Here is a 15,183-nt window from a genome sequence, read left to right on the forward strand (position 1 = left end):
CGGCGTTCTGTTGGTTGGGCTTCGTTCTGGGAGATAGCGCGGCCCCCTAGGCCGGGCGCGTCCTGACAATGATACGGCAGCAAGTTGTCAGTTCCCTGAGAACAAGCTCCGGGCTACGCAACGCCCTTGATCCTCACCACGAACACCGCGCCCAACAGCCCTATAACCGCCGCAGCCGCGTACAAGGCGACATAACCGCCCCAGAAAGCCACAAACGGGTAGGCAATAAGGGGCGCGATCACCTCGGGCAAGGAGTTGGCTACATTAATGACTCCGAGATCCCGTCCCCGGTCAAGTGCAGTGGGGAGCACTTGGGTGATGAGGGCGAAGTCAACCGCCAAATAGGCGCCAAACCCGATACCGAGGACCATCGCGCCGGCAACGGCTCCTGCCCACGTGGGCTCGAAGCCTAGGATCAAGGCGGCTATTGAAATCACCAGCGACGAGACGATCACCAAGGGTTTGCGTTTGCCCATGCGATCACTCATAGCACCCCCGACGACGCTGGTGATTATCACCATGACGGCGTACAGCCCCGTCAGGATCAGGACCCCGAACTCCGGCTTGATCCCCTGGCTTTCCTCGAGATGCACGGCATCCTTAAGGAAGAACAGCAAGTAGAGCGTGACCATATGGTTGCCAATGTTGACCAGCAGGCGGGTCAGCCATGCCCACGCGAAGTCCGGATACCTGATCGGCGAAATCCAGAAACCGCTGACGAAAGCCCCCAGCCTGAACTGTGGCCGGGTCTCGGCCGGGAGGGGAACGTCGTCGTTCTTGAAAAGATAAAGCACGACGCCGGCCAGCAACGCGGCAGCGCACACGACGTAGCCAAGGGCAAAGTTACCCGAGACGGCGGACGCGATCACCGCACCAGCGAGGATACCTGCGGTCTGGCCCATGGCCGCGAGCCCGCCGACCGTGCCGCGCTGGGGCACGGGCACCCGGTCCGGGATGGCTGCCGTCAGAGCAGCATATGCCCCATTGCAGCCGGCCTGAACCAGGCACCAAAGGATGGCCATGACCGCCACGTTGGGAGCGCCTGCCAGTGCGACCAAGGCTGCCGCGCCCAGGACGGCGCCGAAGAGCACCCACGGGACTCGCCGCCCGAAACGGGACGTGGTGCGGTCGCTGAACGCACCAAAGAGCGGGTTCGCCACGAGGGACACCGCGGCACCACAGCCGGTGACGAGGGCGAGGATGGCTTCCTTCTGGCCTTCGTTGAATTGGATGGCCTGTTGCCCCAGCAAAACCTGGATGGGACCGAAGAAAGCAGCGTTGATGCCCACATTGACGAGCACCACTCCGGTGACCCACAGGGAACGGACGCGTTCCACCGGCTCGGCGAGCGCCGTCGTCGGGCCTGTGGGCAGATCTGACAGGCTCATGACTCTGGCGGGCTCATGACGGCGCTCCCTAGCGAATGGATGTGTGGATTCAGCCTAGCGCTGCGGGAGTCCGATCCGCCGTCATGAAGTCAAGTATGTGGACAACTGCCTTTGCATCCGCAGGGCACTCGGGTCCGTACGCGTTAGGGTAACTCCAACGGACCGAGGAGGAGCAACGATGAACACGCCCGCGAACCCCATCAACACCGCCGATCTTTACGACGAGCGCGCCGAAGATGTCGAGTCGATATCACTGCAGTTCCAGGATCTTGGTGGCGTCTCCCACTTCAACGGCCCCGTGCGCACCATCAAGTGCTTTGAGGACAACGCCTTGGTGAAGGCCGTACTCGCGACTCCCGGCGGCGGCGCCGTGCTGGTGGTGGACGGGTATGGCTCGCTGCGCACGGCCCTCATGGGGGACATGATTGCCGAGAGCGCGGTCGCCAACGGCTGGGCCGGCGTCGTCATCAATGGGGCCATTCGAGATCGCGTGGCGATCGCGGAGCTGCCCTTGGGCGTTAAAGCCCTCGGAAGCAATCCCAAGAAGAGCTCCAAGGTAGGCCGCGGGGAAGTGGACATCCCCCTGGTGATTGACGGAGTGCACATCGAACCCGGCAACCTGATCTACTGCGATCCCGATGGGATTCTCGTGGAGCGCTGACAATTTTTCCCCCCATCGGGTAAGACAGGGAATACAGGAACGATTAGGATAGTTACTGAAAGCAACTATCCTGCTTAGTCCCCTTTTTCCCACCCTTGGAGAAGCAATGTCCAAAACCACGCCCAGACGGGCCGCCGGTGAGGTCCTGACGCACCGTCAGATGATCACCGTCATGGTGGGCCTCATGCTCGGCATGTTCCTGTCGTCCCTGGACCAGACCATCGTGTCCACGTCCATTTACACCATCGCCAACGATCTCGATGGCCTTTCCCTGCAGGCATGGGCCACCACGGCCTACCTCATCACGTCCACGGTGAGCACCCCGCTGTACGGCAAGCTCAGCGACATCTTCGGCCGCCGGCCCCTGTACCTGGCCGCTATCCTGATCTTCCTCGCCGGCTCGCTCTACGCCGGCTCGGTGCACTCCATGACCGAGCTCGCCATTGCGCGCGGCATACAGGGTATGGGCGCCGGTGGCCTGCTGGCCCTCGCGTTGACGATCATCGGCGACATCGTCGCCCTGAAGGACCGCGCCAAGTTCCAGGGCTACTTCATGTCAGTCTTCGGCGTTTCCTCGGTCCTCGGCCCCGTAGTCGGCGGCGCCTTCGCTGGCTCCTCCAACATCCTTGGCTTCGACGGCTGGCGCTGGGTCTTCTTCATCAACTTGCCCATAGGCCTCGCCGCCCTGGCCGTGGTGTTCCTCTACCTTCACCTGCCCGCAAAGCACGTCAAGCAGAAGATCGACTACTGGGGCGCAGCAGCCATCACCCTGGCGATCGTGCCTCTCTTGCTCGTGGCTGAACAGGGCCGCAGCTGGGGCTGGACCTCTGTCAACTCTTGGATCTGCTACGGCCTCAGCGTCATAGGCATCGTCGCGTTCCTGCTGGTTGAGCGGCGCGCCGGCGACTACGCGCTGATCCCCCTGCGGCTCTTCAGGAACATCACCTTCGGGCTGTCCTCCCTGTTGAACTTCATCATCGGTATCGGCATGTTCGGGGCCATCGCGATGCTCCCGATGTACCTGCAGCTGGTCAAGGGCCTCACTCCCACCGAAGCTGGCCTCATGATGATCACCTTCACGGTGGGCATCCTCTTCGGTTCCATTTCAGCGGGACGGACCATCTCGGCGTCGGGCGTTTTCCGGATCTTCCCGATCCTCGGCACGGGAATCCTGACCGCCGCCGCCATCGTCATGGGACTGTCCCTCGGCGTGGACACCGGACTCTGGGTTCCCGGCCTGATCGCCGTATTCTTCGGCATGGGCCTGGGCTTCTGCATGCAGCCGCTCACTTTGGCCATGCAGGTCTCCGTGCCGTCGAAGGACATGGGCGTGGGCACGTCCACCGCGGCGTTCTTCCGTTCCATGGGTGGCGCCGTGGGTACCGCGGTATTCATCTCGATGCTGTTCAGCCTGGCCGCCGACAAGATCGCCTCCGGCATGAAGGACGCCATGGGCAGCGCCGATTATCTCAAGGTCCTCAAGGATCCCGCTGTAGCCGCTGACCCCGCGAACGCCAAACTGTACGACTTCTTCAAGAACGGCGCCACGAACGATTCGCTGAACGACACCAGCTGGCTGCACCACGCCAACCCGGCGCTCACGCGGCCCATCCTTGAGGGCTTCGCGCAGTCAATCGACGCCGTGATGCTGACTGCCGCGGCGCTCACCGGCCTCGCGTTCCTCATCACTTTCGCTTTGCCGAACAAGAGACTGACGGACCCGAAGGCGGCAGCGAAAGAGTCGGTTCCGGCCCACTAAGTTCCTCCGTTTGCCCGCACCCAACTGACTCGCATTTGTTGTCGTTATGAAGGCTCAGAACGACAACAAATGCGAGCTACTTGGGGGGCTACACGAGGTGTGGTTCGTGCGACTTCAGGAAGCGGCGTCCACCGGCGGCTACAAGGATCGCGAAAGCGAGGGCCAGCGCCGCGGCGAAGAACGGAACCTGCGGGCCGAAGTGCTCGCCCAGCTGTGCAGCGATGAAGGGTGCCAGTGCTCCACCCATCCAGCGCACAAAGTTGTAACCGGCGGATGCCACGGGACGCGGCGAGTCGGAAACCTCCATTGCCAGCTCGGTGTAGAGCGTGTTGTTGACTCCCAGCAAGGCTCCTGCCACGATGACCAGCACGACGACGGCGGTCACCGAGTGCCCCGCGGCAAGTCCCAGCCCAACAAGGTCCAGCAAGAGGACCCCGAGGGTGCCGACGAGGACGTTCGTGGTGCCGAAGCGGCGCTGCAGCACGGGTGCCACGAAGACCGAGAACACGGCCACCGCCACGCCCCAACCGAAGAACACCGCGCCGATACCGTAAGCGTCCATCCCCAGGATGAAGGGGGTGAAAGCCAGGATGGTGAAGAAGCCGTAGTTGTAGAACAACGCGCTGGCTGCAGTGGTGCGAAGCCCCTTGTGGCCCAAGGCTAGGAGCGGGTCACGCAAACGTGCCTTCGTGGCCGGGGCCGGGGTCTTGGGCAAGAGGGCCAGCAAGGCGATGAAGGAAACGGCCATGAGGACCGCGGTGCCGAAAAAAGGTGCACGCCACTGCCAGCCGCCCAGGAGTGCGCCGAGCAACGGGCCGAGGGAGATACCCAGACCCAAGGCGGCCTCGTACAGAATGATGGCGGTCCCGGTTCCACCACTCGCGACACCGACAATCACGGCAAGCGCTGTAGCCACGAAGAGGGCGTTGCCAAGTCCCCAACCAGCCCGGAATCCGACCAGCTCACCCACGCTGCCGGACAAGCCGGACAGCGACGCGAACACGACAATCAGCGCCAGGCCGATCATGAGCGTCTTCTTGCCGCCGATCCTCGACGAAACGAAGCCCGTCACGAGCATCGCGATGGCTGTCACCAAGAAGTAGCTCGTGAAGAGCAGGGAGACCTGGCTGGGGCTGGCTTGAAGGTTTTTGGCGATGGCCGGCAGGATCGGGTCCACCAAACCGATGCCCATGAAGGCGAAGACGGCGGCAATCGCCGTGGCCCACACAGCTTTGGGCTGCTTGAGGAACGAGGCCTTCTCGGCCTCGAGGGTTTCTTCCGCTGGCTGCAGTTGGTCTGCGAGCTGGCCTTTCATGGACTGCTCTCCTAGTTACTTTGCTTGTTCAGTTCTGGACTGGGCTATTGAGGTTGGCGATCTTGTCGAACACCGGAAGTGCGGCCTCGACAGCGTCGCGTTCCCCCTGGCTCAGCGTTGCGAGAATCCCGGCGATGAATTCATTGCGGCGGCGGTCTGCGTTTTCGACGGCGGCACGCCCCGCCGCGGTCGCAGCGACGCGGACGGCGCGGGAGTCATCCGGGTCTGCTTCGCGCTTGACGAGGCCTGCGCGCTCGAGCTTGATGATCTGCTCCGTGGCGCTAGGGACCTTGACCCCGAGGTTCCGGGCAATCTCTCCGACGCGGGCACCGCCGTCGAGCGCCATCTTGAGGACGCCAAGCTGCGCGGAACTGAGTTGCTCCTCGGAATCGAGGCGGCGCATCACGTAGACGCTCTGCCGCAAGGCCTCCCGGAATGATTGGGCGAGGCCCAGGAGTGAATCGTCAGCTTGATAGGTGTTCATATTTAGGTATCCTAACAGTTAGGTAGCCTAAATATCAAGAGATGCCCGGTCCAGGATCTCCCGGGAAACACCGGCTAGAGCGCCAGCTTCATCCCCTCATGGCTGGCCACGAATCCAAGCCGCTCGTAGAAGCGATGGGCATCCTTGCGAGACTTGTCGCTGGTGAGCTGAACCAAAGTGCAACCCCGGCGCCGGGCCTCCTCGATGGCCCACTGCATCATGGCGGCACCGACCCCCTGGTCCCGCAGCTCGGCGGCGACACGGACGGCTTCGATCTGGCATCGCAAAGAACCCTTTCGCGCCAAGCCCGGGATGAAACTCAACTGGAATGTCGCCACGCAAGAGCCGTTCAAGTGGCCCACCACCAGCAGCTGGGCAGGATCCTCATTGATCTGTTGGAACGCCTGCAGATAAGGACCAATGTCCTCCGCGTTTTCGCGGGAACTGCCCAATTGGTCCGCGGCGAGCAGTCTCAGAATGGCCGGAAGATCCTCCCAGTGGGCCCGGCGGAGAGTGAAGACGCCTTCGTCCAGAACCATGCTCAACAGCGGCTTCAATCCGGGATTTGCGTGACTCATAACACCAGCCTGACACAGGATGGTGGCTTCAATTCCACAAACGTCATGAATTCTGGGTGAAACGATCAATCACGGCTTTTTGGATGCTTCGAGTTAGTTTGGACTAGCAGATTTGTTAGCCACATCACCATTGCGGCGAATGACCCGAAGGATGACCATATGTCTGACCAGACAACCACGGGGCAACGCACTGCCTCCAGCAATGACAGCCAGCCGCACTTGGCCCGCTCGCTGAGCAACCGGCACATCCAGTTGCTTGCCATTGGCGGCGCCATCGGCACGGGCCTGTTCATGGGCTCGGGAAAGACCATCTCCGTGGCGGGGCCGTCCGTGATCTTCGTCTACATGATCATCGGCTTCATGCTGTTCTTCGTCATGCGCGCCATGGGCCAGCTCCTGCTCTCCAACTTGAACTACAAATCCTTCAGCGACTTCGCGGGCGACCTTCTCGGACCGTGGGCGGGCTTCTTCACAGGCTGGACCTACTGGTTCTGCTGGGTGGTAACCGGCGTGGCCGATGTCATCGCCATCGCCGGTTACGCCAATGAGCTCTGGCCGGGGGTACCGCTCTGGATTCCTGGCCTCGCGACCATCACCATCCTGCTTCTGCTGAACCTCCCCACGGTGAAGGCCTTCGGCGAAACCGAATTCTGGTTCGCCCTCATCAAGATCATTGCCATCGCAGCTTTGATCATTGTCGGCATCGTGATGATTTCCACCGGATTCACGTCCGACGCCGGAGCCGCGAGCTTCACCAACCTCTGGAGCCACGGTGGCTTCTTCCCCAAGGAATTCATGGGCTTCGTCGCCGGCTTCCAGATCGCGGTCTTTGCCTTCGTGGGAATCGAGCTGGTGGGCACTGCCGCAGCCGAGACAAAGAATCCGGAGCACAACCTGCCCCGCGCCATCAACGCCATCCCGGTCCGCGTCATGCTGTTCTACGTAGGCGCCCTCATCATCCTGATGTCCGTCATCCCCTGGACCGAGTTCAAGGCAGGCCACAGCCCCTTTATCGCCATGTTCTCGCTGGCCGGCCTGGGCATCGCAGCCACTGTGGTGAACCTCGTGGTCCTGACCTCCGCCATGTCCTCGGCCAACTCCGGTATCTACTCGACCTCCCGCATGGTGTTCGGCCTGGCGAACGACGGCGATGCCCCCAAGGTGTTCGGCCGCCTGTCCAGCCGCAAGGTACCGCAGAACGCCCTGTTCCTGTCCTGCGTATTGCTGCTTGGCGGCGTCGCACTGCTCTACGCGGGCAAGGACATCGGGGCAGCGTTCGACATGGTCACCACAGTCTCCGCCGTCTGCTTCATGTTCGTCTGGTCGATCATCCTGGCCAGCTACCTCGTCTTCCGGAAGCGCCGGCCCCGCCTGCACGAGGGATCGAGCTTCAAAATGCCCGGCGGCATCCCCATGGTCTGGGTGGTCTTCGCATTCTTCGCCTTCCTGGTCTGGGCGCTGACCACCCAGCCGGACACCCTCACGGCCTTGCTCGTAACGCCCATCTGGTTCGTCATCCTCGCCGTCGCCTACGCCCTGGTCCGGAAGTCGCCGCTGCACCAGGCCCGGGTCGCTGAGTGGAAGGCCATGGCCGAAACCGAAACGACCGCCGTCGAGACCGCCGCACGCTAAGACGCCCGTTCACGTTTGAGCGCCACGAACGACGAACCCTCCTTCACATCATGATGTGAAGGAGGGTTCGCGTTGTGGCCGTCAGATCTGCAGGAGGGTCGGTAAGAATCGGTCCAAAAGTGAGTGAGCGTTTGGGAAAACGGCCCCAAACGTGCAGGAGGGTCGGCGGGGAGCCTAAGACTCGGCTTTGCGGTCTTCGATCAGCTTCCGCACTTGCGGGAACAACGGGTGCGACGGCGGCAGTTCCGTGATGCGCTCGACCGCCTCGGCGGCGTCCATCTCGGAGAGAATCCGGGCGAGCTCCACGGCTTCGTCGTCCGCTCCGTCGTCGAAACGCAAGGCAGCAGCCATCGCATCGAGAAGGGCAACAGGGGTGATTCCGCGCTCGGCGAGTTCCGCAGCCGGGCCGATGAACCGTTCGTGCCGGCCCAGCTTGCGCAGCGGAGCACGGCCTACCCGGGTCACCGTGTCCGGCAAGTACGGGTTGGTGAAGCGGGACAGGATCTTCTGCACATACGCTTCCTGCTCAGCCTCGACAAATTCGTGCTTGGTCACGAGAAGCTGTTTGGTTTCTTCCAATACGGCCCGCACCCGGGCAGCAATGGAGGCGTCCGCCATGGCGTCAGAGATCTTTTCCAGGCCGGCAACATAACCGAAGTACGCGGCCGCAGCGTGGCCCGTGTTGACCGTGAACAGTTTCCGTTCGATATAGGGACCAAGCTCGTCCACTAAAGTCGCCCCCGGGATCACCGGCGCCGCCCCCGCAAACGGAGTCCGGTCGATGACCCACTCATAGAAGGTCTCCACCGTGACGTCCAGGCCCTGACCCGGCGCCTGGGTTGGGACGATCCTGTCCACCGCGGTATTCGCAAACACCGCCACGGAGGAAAGGTCGCCAGCGGCGCCGTCCCAAGCGGCTTCCACTTCGGCATGCAGGAGGTCCGTGGCATTGATCGCGTTCTCACACGCCATCACCTGCAGCGGAGCCAACGACGGCGAGCGGCCGGCGATGCCCCGGGCAATCACCGGTGCAACGAACTTGAGGATATGCGGCCCCACCGCTGTGGTGACGAGGTCCGCCGTCGCGATTTCCGCGACGACGGCAGCCTCCTCCGAGCCCGAATTCAGGGCTCGGAACCCACTCACGGTCTTGACGTCGCCATTTTCGCCCACCTCGTGAACCTCGTAGGAGGATGCGGAGGCGAGCTGGCTGATCAGGGCGTCCGCGACATCGGCGAAGACCACCTCATATCCAGCTTCGTGCAGCAGCAAGCCGACGAATCCCCGCCCGATGTTCCCTGCCCCAAAATGGACTGCCTTCACTATGCGTTGACCTTTCCGAACAGATCCAGCACTTCATCCACCGACGTGGCCTGCTCAAGCTGCGCCACTTGCGCCTTGTCCGTGAAGATCTTGGCGATGGAGGAGAGGATGTGGAGGTGTTCGTTATTGATGCCGGCGACGCCCACGACGAACTTGACCTGCTTGCCACCCCAGTCGATGCCCTCGGGATAGCGGATAATCGACACACCCGAGTGCATGATGTGGTTCTTGGCAGCGTTTGTGCCGTGCGGGATGGCCAGGAAGCTGCCCATGTAGGTGGACACCGATTCCTCGCGTTGGTGCATTGCGTGGACGTAGCTGATGTCCACAGCACCGCGATCCAGGAGGAGCTTGCCGGCTTCGTCGATGGCCGAGTCGCGGTCCGTCGCGGATCCTTCGAGGATCACGCTTTCGGGGAGCAGGACATCCTTGCCCCCGACGGCGGTCGCCTGGGCGGCCGGTTCGGCAGCCGCCGTCGTGCCCTCGGCGCCGGGCTCGGCGTTGCTGCTCTTGACCAACTCCACGATCTCCTCATACCGGGGACTGTTCATGAAGTTATCCACGGAGACGTGCACGGCGCTGGCGGTTACCGGGCGGGCGCGCTCGGTCAGGTCCTGGTGCGTCACGACGACGTCGTAGGTGTCGCTGAGGTTGGCAATCGCGGAATTGGTGACCTTGACGTCCGGGAAACCGGCTGCCTTAATCTTGTTCCGCAGTACCGAGGCACCCATGGCGCTCGAGCCCATACCGGCGTCGCACGCGAACACGATGTTCTGGATAGGACGGGTCAGGACGGCAGTACCGCCGCCGGCGCCCAGCAGGCTTGAGGAAACGGAGCTCTTCTTGCCCTTGAGTTCTTCCATCTTGGACGTTGCCTGGCCCAGCGCGTCCACATCGGTGGTCTTGCTGGTTCGCAGGATGACCGAAGCGATGAGGAACGAAACTGTGGCCGCGAGGAGCACGGACAGGCCCACGCCCACGTAGCTGTCTTTCGCTGTTGCGGCAAAGACGGCGATGATACTGCCCGGCGCTGCCGGCGAACGCAGCCCCGCGCCCGTGACCACCAGGGTGAAGATTCCGGTCATGCCGCCTGCGATCGTGGCGAGGATGAGGATCGGCTTCATGAGAATGTACGGGAAGTAGATCTCGTGAATGCCGCCAACGAACTGGATGAGCGCGGCGCCAGGAGCGGACGCGCGTGCCAGGCCCTTGCCGAAGACCATGTAAGCGAGCAGGACACCGACGCCGGGACCGGGGTTGGCCTCGAGCAGGAACAGGATGGACTTGCCGTTTTGCAGCGCTTGTTCGGTGCCGAGCGGCGTGAGGATGCCGTGGTTGACGGCGTTGTTCAGGAAGAGGACCTTGGCTGGCTCGATGAAGATGCTGGTCAGCGGCAAGAGGCCGTTGTGGACGAGGAATTCGACGACGGCGCTCGCGCCGTCGCTGAAAGCCTTCACCACCGGGCCGATCACCAACATGCCGAAGATGGCCAAGGCGGCACCGACGATGCCCGCGGAGAAGTTGTCGATCAGCATCTCGAAGCCCGGCTTGACCCGGCCTTCCCATACCTTGTCGAGCTTCTTCATGATCCAGGCCGTGAGCGGGCCCATGATCATGGCGCCGATGAACATGGGGATGTCCGTACCAACAATCACGCCCATCGTGGCGACGGCTCCCACCACGCCGCCGCGGATGCCGTGAACCGCTCGGCCGCCGGTGTAGCCAATCAGGAGCGGCAACAGGTACGTAATCATCGGAGCCACAAGTTTGGCGAGGTCCGCGTTGGGCAAGAACCCTGCCGGGATGAACAGGGCGGTGATGATGCCCCATGCAATAAAGGCGCCGATGTTGGGCATGATCATGCCGGACAGGAACGTTCCGAACTTTTGGACACCAAGGCGCACGCTGGTGCGCGGTTTCGCAACTGACACTGTTGCCATCTGTGAATTCCTAACGTGAGCCCCACAGCAGTGCGGGGTCAGTCGATATCTATAGAAGAAAGACAGCTCTAGGAGCTGCTGGAGATTCGGTGAAGCCATTCAAGGAAAAGCTTCAGCTCCGAACTGGATAGCTGGTCTGAATGCGAGGCTTGGAGTGCAGCATTCAGCGCGATTGCCGCAACAACAACGGAGGACTTACCGGAGTCGTCTGCTGCGGCGCCACGGGCTGTTTCCGTGGACACGGCGAAAATCATGGAATCCCGGGTCATGGTGGAGAGCTCGAGGTTCCGGTCTTCCAGGGGTTCTGCAATGAGCATGAGCGTGACACCAACGTTGGCTGCCAGGATGCTCCTTGCTGCCTCCCGCGGGGGCACGTTGATCTGTCCGGCAATGGCCGCCTTGCTCAGCATTTCCTCCAAAAGCGACTCGGCATCAGCCACGATGGCCGGCCTGCTTTCCGGACGGATGTTGCCGAACATCACCAAGTAGAGGTGCGGTTGGGTCAGCCCGAACTGGACGTGGTTGTCCCACATCCGTTTGACGTCCTCCAAGGGTTCCCCAGAGGGCGAGAAGTCCCGCTCTCCCGCTACGTACTCCTCGAAGCCGGCTGCAACGACGGCGTCGAACAGCCCTTCTTTGTCGCCGAAGTGGTGGTAGAGCGTGGGCGCCGTGACGCCGGCGAGTTTGGTGATTTGGCGCGTAGAGACCGGTGACCCGTCCGAGCTCGCCAGCAACTCGGCAGCTGCACGGAGCAGCCGAGTTTTGGGCGGAAGCTGGTCATCGAAACTCATAGCCGCTACCCTAGCACCTATAGCAATGCTATATGAAGTGAATCACAGTAGATTTGTTCGGAACTCGAGGCGCCGTAGCCGGCGGGTCCGATCCGAGAGCAGGAACAGAGGATTTCAGTGCAGAATTTCCAAGGAGTAGGCGTCAGCCCCGGCCGCGTCATTGGCACTGTCCGCCAGATGCCCAAGCCAGTCAGCGAACCGCCGTCGGGAGAGCAGCTAGCCTCTTCCACCACCGCGGAAGAGGCTGTCGCGCGACTGAAAACGGCAGCCCAGTCAGTCCACGACGAACTCAAAGCACGGGCGGACAAGGCCAGCGGTGACGGCAAGGCCGTGCTCGAAGCCACCGCACTGATGGCCAAGGACACCATGCTCCTGAAGTCGGCCACCAAGCTCATCAACAACAACGGCAGCTCCGCCGAACGCGCCATCTGGGAAGCCGGCGCATCCGTGTCGGAAATGCTCCACAACCTGGGCGGGTACATGGCCGAACGAGCCACCGACGTCCTGGACGTCCGCGCGCGGATCGTCGCCGAACTTCGCGGCGTCCCCGCCCCGGGGATCCCGGCGTCGGACACTCCCTTCATCCTGGTGGCCGAAGACCTGGCCCCCGCCGACACCGCAACGCTGGACCCCGCCGTCGTGACAGCACTGGTCACCTCTGGCGGCGGACCGCAGTCCCATACGGCGATCATCGCGCGCTCGCTCGGGCTGCCCGCCGTCGTCGCCGCGCGCGGAGTGGACGAAATCCCGGACGGCGCCGAAGTCTTCGTCGATGGCGCAGCGGGCTCCCTCGCCCTCGAACCGTCCCCCGAACAGCGTGAAGCCGCCCGCGCGTGGCTCGAAAATGCCGCCACTCTGGCGGTTTTTGACGGAAACGGCACGACGGCGGACGGCCACCTGGTACCGCTTCTCGCCAATGTGGGCGGGGCCAAGGACGCTGCCGCGGCCGCCGCGCTAGGCGCCCAGGGCGTGGGCCTGTTCCGCACCGAATTCTGCTTCCTGGAACGCGACACCGAGCCGACCGTACTCGAACAGGCTGCCGCATACCGGGGCGTTTTCGACGCCTTCCCGGGCAAGAAGGTTGTGCTCCGGACCCTTGACGCCGGTGCCGACAAACCACTCCCCTTCCTTACCGACGCTACTGAACCCAACCCGGCCCTCGGCGTGCGCGGCTACCGCACCGACTTCACCACACCCGGCGTTTTGGAACGCCAACTCGAGGCCATCGCCATCGCGGCCCGCGAATCGGAGGCCGAGGTGTGGGTCATGGCGCCCATGATCTCGACGCCGGCCGAAGCCGCGCGCTTTGCCGCACTGTGCGGCGCCGCGGGAATCAAGACACCCGGCGTCATGGTGGAAGTCCCTTCTGCGGCACTGACCGCGGCTTCGGTCCTGCGCCACGTAGGCTTCGCATCCTTGGGCACCAACGACCTCACGCAGTACGCCATGGCCGCCGACCGGCAACTCGGGCCCCTCGCCGAACTCAATACCCCGTGGCAGCCTGCCGTCCTGCGTCTCGTGCAGCTGACGGTTGCCGGGTCGGCGGAAGAAGGCAACAACAAACCCGTGGGCGTCTGCGGTGAAGCGGCCGCGGACCCGGCCCTCGCCGTCGTGCTTGTTGGCCTGGGCGTGTCCACACTGTCCATGACCGCGCGGTCGCTTGCCGCCGTCGGAACCGTGCTCAAAACGGTGACCCTGGAACAGGCGCAGGAGCTGGCCCGGCTGGCGCTCAGCGCACCGGATGCGCTCGACGCAAAGGCCTGGGTCCGCGCCAAGCTGCCGATCCTCGAGGAACTCGGGCTCTGACAGCATTTTTCGCCCATGACGCTTGGCGCGGCGAAGGGCGGCGTCGTCACCCGATCCTCGCTCACGTATGACGGCCCCCAGCCAAACCCTCCTGCAGAAACAGGACCAGCCGAAAAGGCGCGCTTGTGCAGATCGCAGGAGCGTCCCGCCGATTCGGCTCATATCCGAGCGAGCGTCCGCGATTTTGGCCATATAAGTGAGCGGGCGTCCCGGGGGGCGCGGGGGTGGCGCTCAGGCGAAGGCGGAGATACCCGTGATGGAGCGTCCGATAATCAAGGCTTGGACCGTCTCCGTGCCTTCATAGGTATGGATGCCCTCTATGTCGGCGAAGTGCCGGGCCACGCGGTTGGCCAACAGGATTCCGTTGCCGCCCAGCAGGTCCCGCGCATTCGAAGCAACGCTTCGGGCGGTGCGGGTGCATGTGAACTTCGCGAGCGCCGCCTGCGCTGGGGTCAGGACGCCTTCTTCGTCCAGCCGGGTCATCTGCATGACCATGAGCTGCATGGTCGCTAGCTCGGAATGCATCCGGGCAAGTCGCTCCTGCACAATCTGCGAGGCAGCCAAAGGGCGGCCGAACTGCTGGCGCTGGCCCGCGTACTGCACCGCCGTCTCGTAGCAGGCCGTGGCATGCCCGACGGCGGACCAAGCCACTCCCAGCCGGGTCGCCAAGAGGACGCGGGCCGTGTCCTTGAAGCTCCGGGCACCCGGCAGGACATTTTCCATCGGCACAAAGACGTTCTCAAGCCGGATGTGCGCCTGCCAGATCGCCCGGAGGGAGAGCTTGCCGTCAATGGTCGTGGCGGAATAGCCCGGAGAATCCTGCGGAACGAGGTAGCCATGTACCTGTCCGTCGTCGCCACGGGCCCACACGACCGTCAGCCCGCCGATCGAACCGTTGCCGATCCACTTCTTTTCGCCGTTGAGCACATAACCACCCTCGACGGCCGCCGCAGTCGTCTCGAGTCCTACCGAATCAGAGCCGTGCGCCGGTTCAGTCAGGGCGAAGGCGCCGTATTCTTCGGCTCGGGCTAGCGAGGAAAGCCATTGGGCCTGCTGCTCCGGGGAACCGCATTCAGCCACCGAACGCAAAGCCAGACCGCCCTGGACGGCAACCACGGTACCCATGGAGCCGTCGCCGCGGCTCAGTTCCATGGTGACCAGCCCGGCAGCGGTCTTGCTCATGGCCGGAAAGCCGTCCACGTCGATTCCGTCGCGTAGCAGGTCGAGCTCGCCCAGGCGTTTCACAAGGTGCAGCGGGTACTCCGCGCGCTCCCAGTACCCGGCGATCACAGGAAGGACTTCGTCTTGGACGAAGGTCCGGGCGCGGTCCCAGTAGGCCCGATCCTCGTCGCTGACGTCCTTGAAGACGGCGGCGGGATCCGGATCCAGCGCGCCGCCCAGGACATACCCGGGCTCCATGGTGCCCGCCGGGAAAACGGCATCGAGTTCTTCGGAAGTGCTCTCGGACGTCGTGGTCATGGGTGGTTCCTCACTCAGGGTTGCGTT

At 63.3% G+C, this 15,183-nt stretch carries 12 protein-coding genes; 4 read left to right on the forward strand and 8 right to left on the reverse strand.

The genetic code is table 11. The features are described from left to right. Window positions 1–113: 113 nt before the first annotated feature. Window positions 114–1,388, reverse strand: a complete 1,275-nt coding sequence (locus A3M3_RS0119265) for an MFS transporter (RefSeq protein WP_028267710.1) — start codon at window positions 1,386–1,388, stop codon at window positions 114–116. Between the two features lie 178 nt (window positions 1,389–1,566). Here A3M3_RS0119265 and rraA point away from each other — a divergent pair, with 178 nt between their 5' ends. After that, window positions 1,567–2,049, forward strand: coding sequence for a ribonuclease E activity regulator RraA (gene rraA / locus A3M3_RS0119270; RefSeq protein WP_028267711.1), 483 nt, complete (start codon window positions 1,567–1,569; stop codon window positions 2,047–2,049). A gap of 106 nt (window positions 2,050–2,155) precedes the next feature. After that, on the forward strand, window positions 2,156–3,808 hold the full coding sequence (locus A3M3_RS0119275; protein ID WP_028267712.1) for an MDR family MFS transporter: 1,653 nt from the start codon (window positions 2,156–2,158) through the stop codon (window positions 3,806–3,808). A gap of 88 nt (window positions 3,809–3,896) precedes the next feature. On the opposite strand, the gene A3M3_RS0119280 is transcribed toward A3M3_RS0119275, so the two are convergent. The 3 genes from A3M3_RS0119280 to A3M3_RS0119290 all read right to left on the reverse strand — a co-directional run bounded on the left by A3M3_RS0119280 (window position 3,897) and on the right by A3M3_RS0119290 (window position 6,185). Beyond that, the gene (locus A3M3_RS0119280; protein ID WP_028267713.1) at window positions 3,897–5,123 is read right to left on the reverse strand and encodes an MFS transporter; all 1,227 of its coding nucleotides are present in this window, start codon (window positions 5,121–5,123) and stop codon (window positions 3,897–3,899) included. A gap of 28 nt (window positions 5,124–5,151) precedes the next feature. Continuing rightward, on the reverse strand, window positions 5,152–5,607 hold the full coding sequence (locus A3M3_RS0119285) for a MarR family winged helix-turn-helix transcriptional regulator (RefSeq protein ID WP_028267714.1): 456 nt from the start codon (window positions 5,605–5,607) through the stop codon (window positions 5,152–5,154). Between the two features lie 74 nt (window positions 5,608–5,681). Further along, entirely contained in the window at window positions 5,682–6,185 is a 504-nt protein-coding gene (locus tag A3M3_RS0119290) for a GNAT family N-acetyltransferase (RefSeq protein ID WP_035743373.1), read from the reverse strand. A 159-nt stretch (window positions 6,186–6,344) separates the two neighbouring features. Here A3M3_RS0119290 and A3M3_RS0119295 point away from each other — a divergent pair, with 159 nt between their 5' ends. After that, on the forward strand, window positions 6,345–7,817 hold the full coding sequence (locus tag A3M3_RS0119295; RefSeq protein WP_028267716.1) for an amino acid permease: 1,473 nt from the start codon (window positions 6,345–6,347) through the stop codon (window positions 7,815–7,817). Window positions 7,818–7,991: 174 nt separating this feature from the next. On the opposite strand, the gene A3M3_RS0119300 is transcribed toward A3M3_RS0119295, so the two are convergent. The 3 genes from A3M3_RS0119300 to A3M3_RS0119310 form a co-directional block, all read right to left on the reverse strand. Beyond that, window positions 7,992–9,140, reverse strand: coding sequence for a mannitol-1-phosphate 5-dehydrogenase (locus tag A3M3_RS0119300; RefSeq protein ID WP_028267717.1), 1,149 nt, complete (start codon window positions 9,138–9,140; stop codon window positions 7,992–7,994). After that, a complete protein-coding gene (locus A3M3_RS0119305) occupies window positions 9,140–11,080 on the reverse strand; it encodes a PTS mannitol transporter subunit IICBA (RefSeq protein ID WP_028267718.1) in 1,941 nt (646 codons plus the stop codon). The genes A3M3_RS0119300 and A3M3_RS0119305 overlap by 1 nt, the downstream gene beginning before the upstream one ends. A 68-nt stretch (window positions 11,081–11,148) precedes the next feature. Further along, entirely contained in the window at window positions 11,149–11,871 is a 723-nt protein-coding gene (locus A3M3_RS0119310) for a TetR/AcrR family transcriptional regulator (RefSeq protein ID WP_028267719.1), read from the reverse strand. Window positions 11,872–11,988: 117 nt separating this feature from the next. Here A3M3_RS0119310 and ptsP point away from each other — a divergent pair, with 117 nt between their 5' ends. Further along, entirely contained in the window at window positions 11,989–13,677 is a 1,689-nt protein-coding gene (gene ptsP, locus A3M3_RS0119315) for a phosphoenolpyruvate--protein phosphotransferase (RefSeq protein ID WP_028267720.1), read from the forward strand. Between the two features lie 231 nt (window positions 13,678–13,908). Here the strand turns inward: ptsP and A3M3_RS0119320 are convergent, their stop codons facing one another. Beyond that, on the reverse strand, window positions 13,909–15,156 hold the full coding sequence (locus A3M3_RS0119320; RefSeq protein ID WP_028267721.1) for an acyl-CoA dehydrogenase family protein: 1,248 nt from the start codon (window positions 15,154–15,156) through the stop codon (window positions 13,909–13,911). Between the last annotated feature and the right edge of the window lie 27 nt (window positions 15,157–15,183).

It is taken from the genome of Arthrobacter sp. MA-N2 (assembly GCF_000517125.1).
Lineage (GTDB): Bacteria > Actinomycetota > Actinomycetes > Actinomycetales > Micrococcaceae > Arthrobacter > Arthrobacter methylotrophus.

Bases quoted from the DNA above. Each gene is read 5' to 3' on its own strand.
- rraA (WP_028267711.1), top strand. From the start codon at position 1,567: ATGAACACGCCCGCGAACCCCATCAACACCGCCGATCTTTACGACGAG.
- A3M3_RS0119285 (WP_028267714.1), bottom strand. From the start codon at position 5,607: ATGAACACCTATCAAGCTGACGATTCACTCCTGGGCCTCGCCCAATCA.
- A3M3_RS0119310 (WP_028267719.1), bottom strand. From the start codon at position 11,871: ATGAGTTTCGATGACCAGCTTCCGCCCAAAACTCGGCTGCTCCGTGCA.
- A3M3_RS0119290 (WP_035743373.1), bottom strand. From the start codon at position 6,185: ATGAGTCACGCAAATCCCGGATTGAAGCCGCTGTTGAGCATGGTTCTG.
- A3M3_RS0119305 (WP_028267718.1), bottom strand. From the start codon at position 11,080: ATGGCAACAGTGTCAGTTGCGAAACCGCGCACCAGCGTGCGCCTTGGT.
- A3M3_RS0119320 (WP_028267721.1), bottom strand. From the start codon at position 15,156: ATGACCACGACGTCCGAGAGCACTTCCGAAGAACTCGATGCCGTTTTC.
- A3M3_RS0119265 (WP_028267710.1), bottom strand. From the start codon at position 1,388: ATGAGCCTGTCAGATCTGCCCACAGGCCCGACGACGGCGCTCGCCGAG.
- A3M3_RS0119275 (WP_028267712.1), top strand. From the start codon at position 2,156: ATGTCCAAAACCACGCCCAGACGGGCCGCCGGTGAGGTCCTGACGCAC.
- A3M3_RS0119280 (WP_028267713.1), bottom strand. From the start codon at position 5,123: ATGAAAGGCCAGCTCGCAGACCAACTGCAGCCAGCGGAAGAAACCCTC.
- A3M3_RS0119295 (WP_028267716.1), top strand. From the start codon at position 6,345: ATGTCTGACCAGACAACCACGGGGCAACGCACTGCCTCCAGCAATGAC.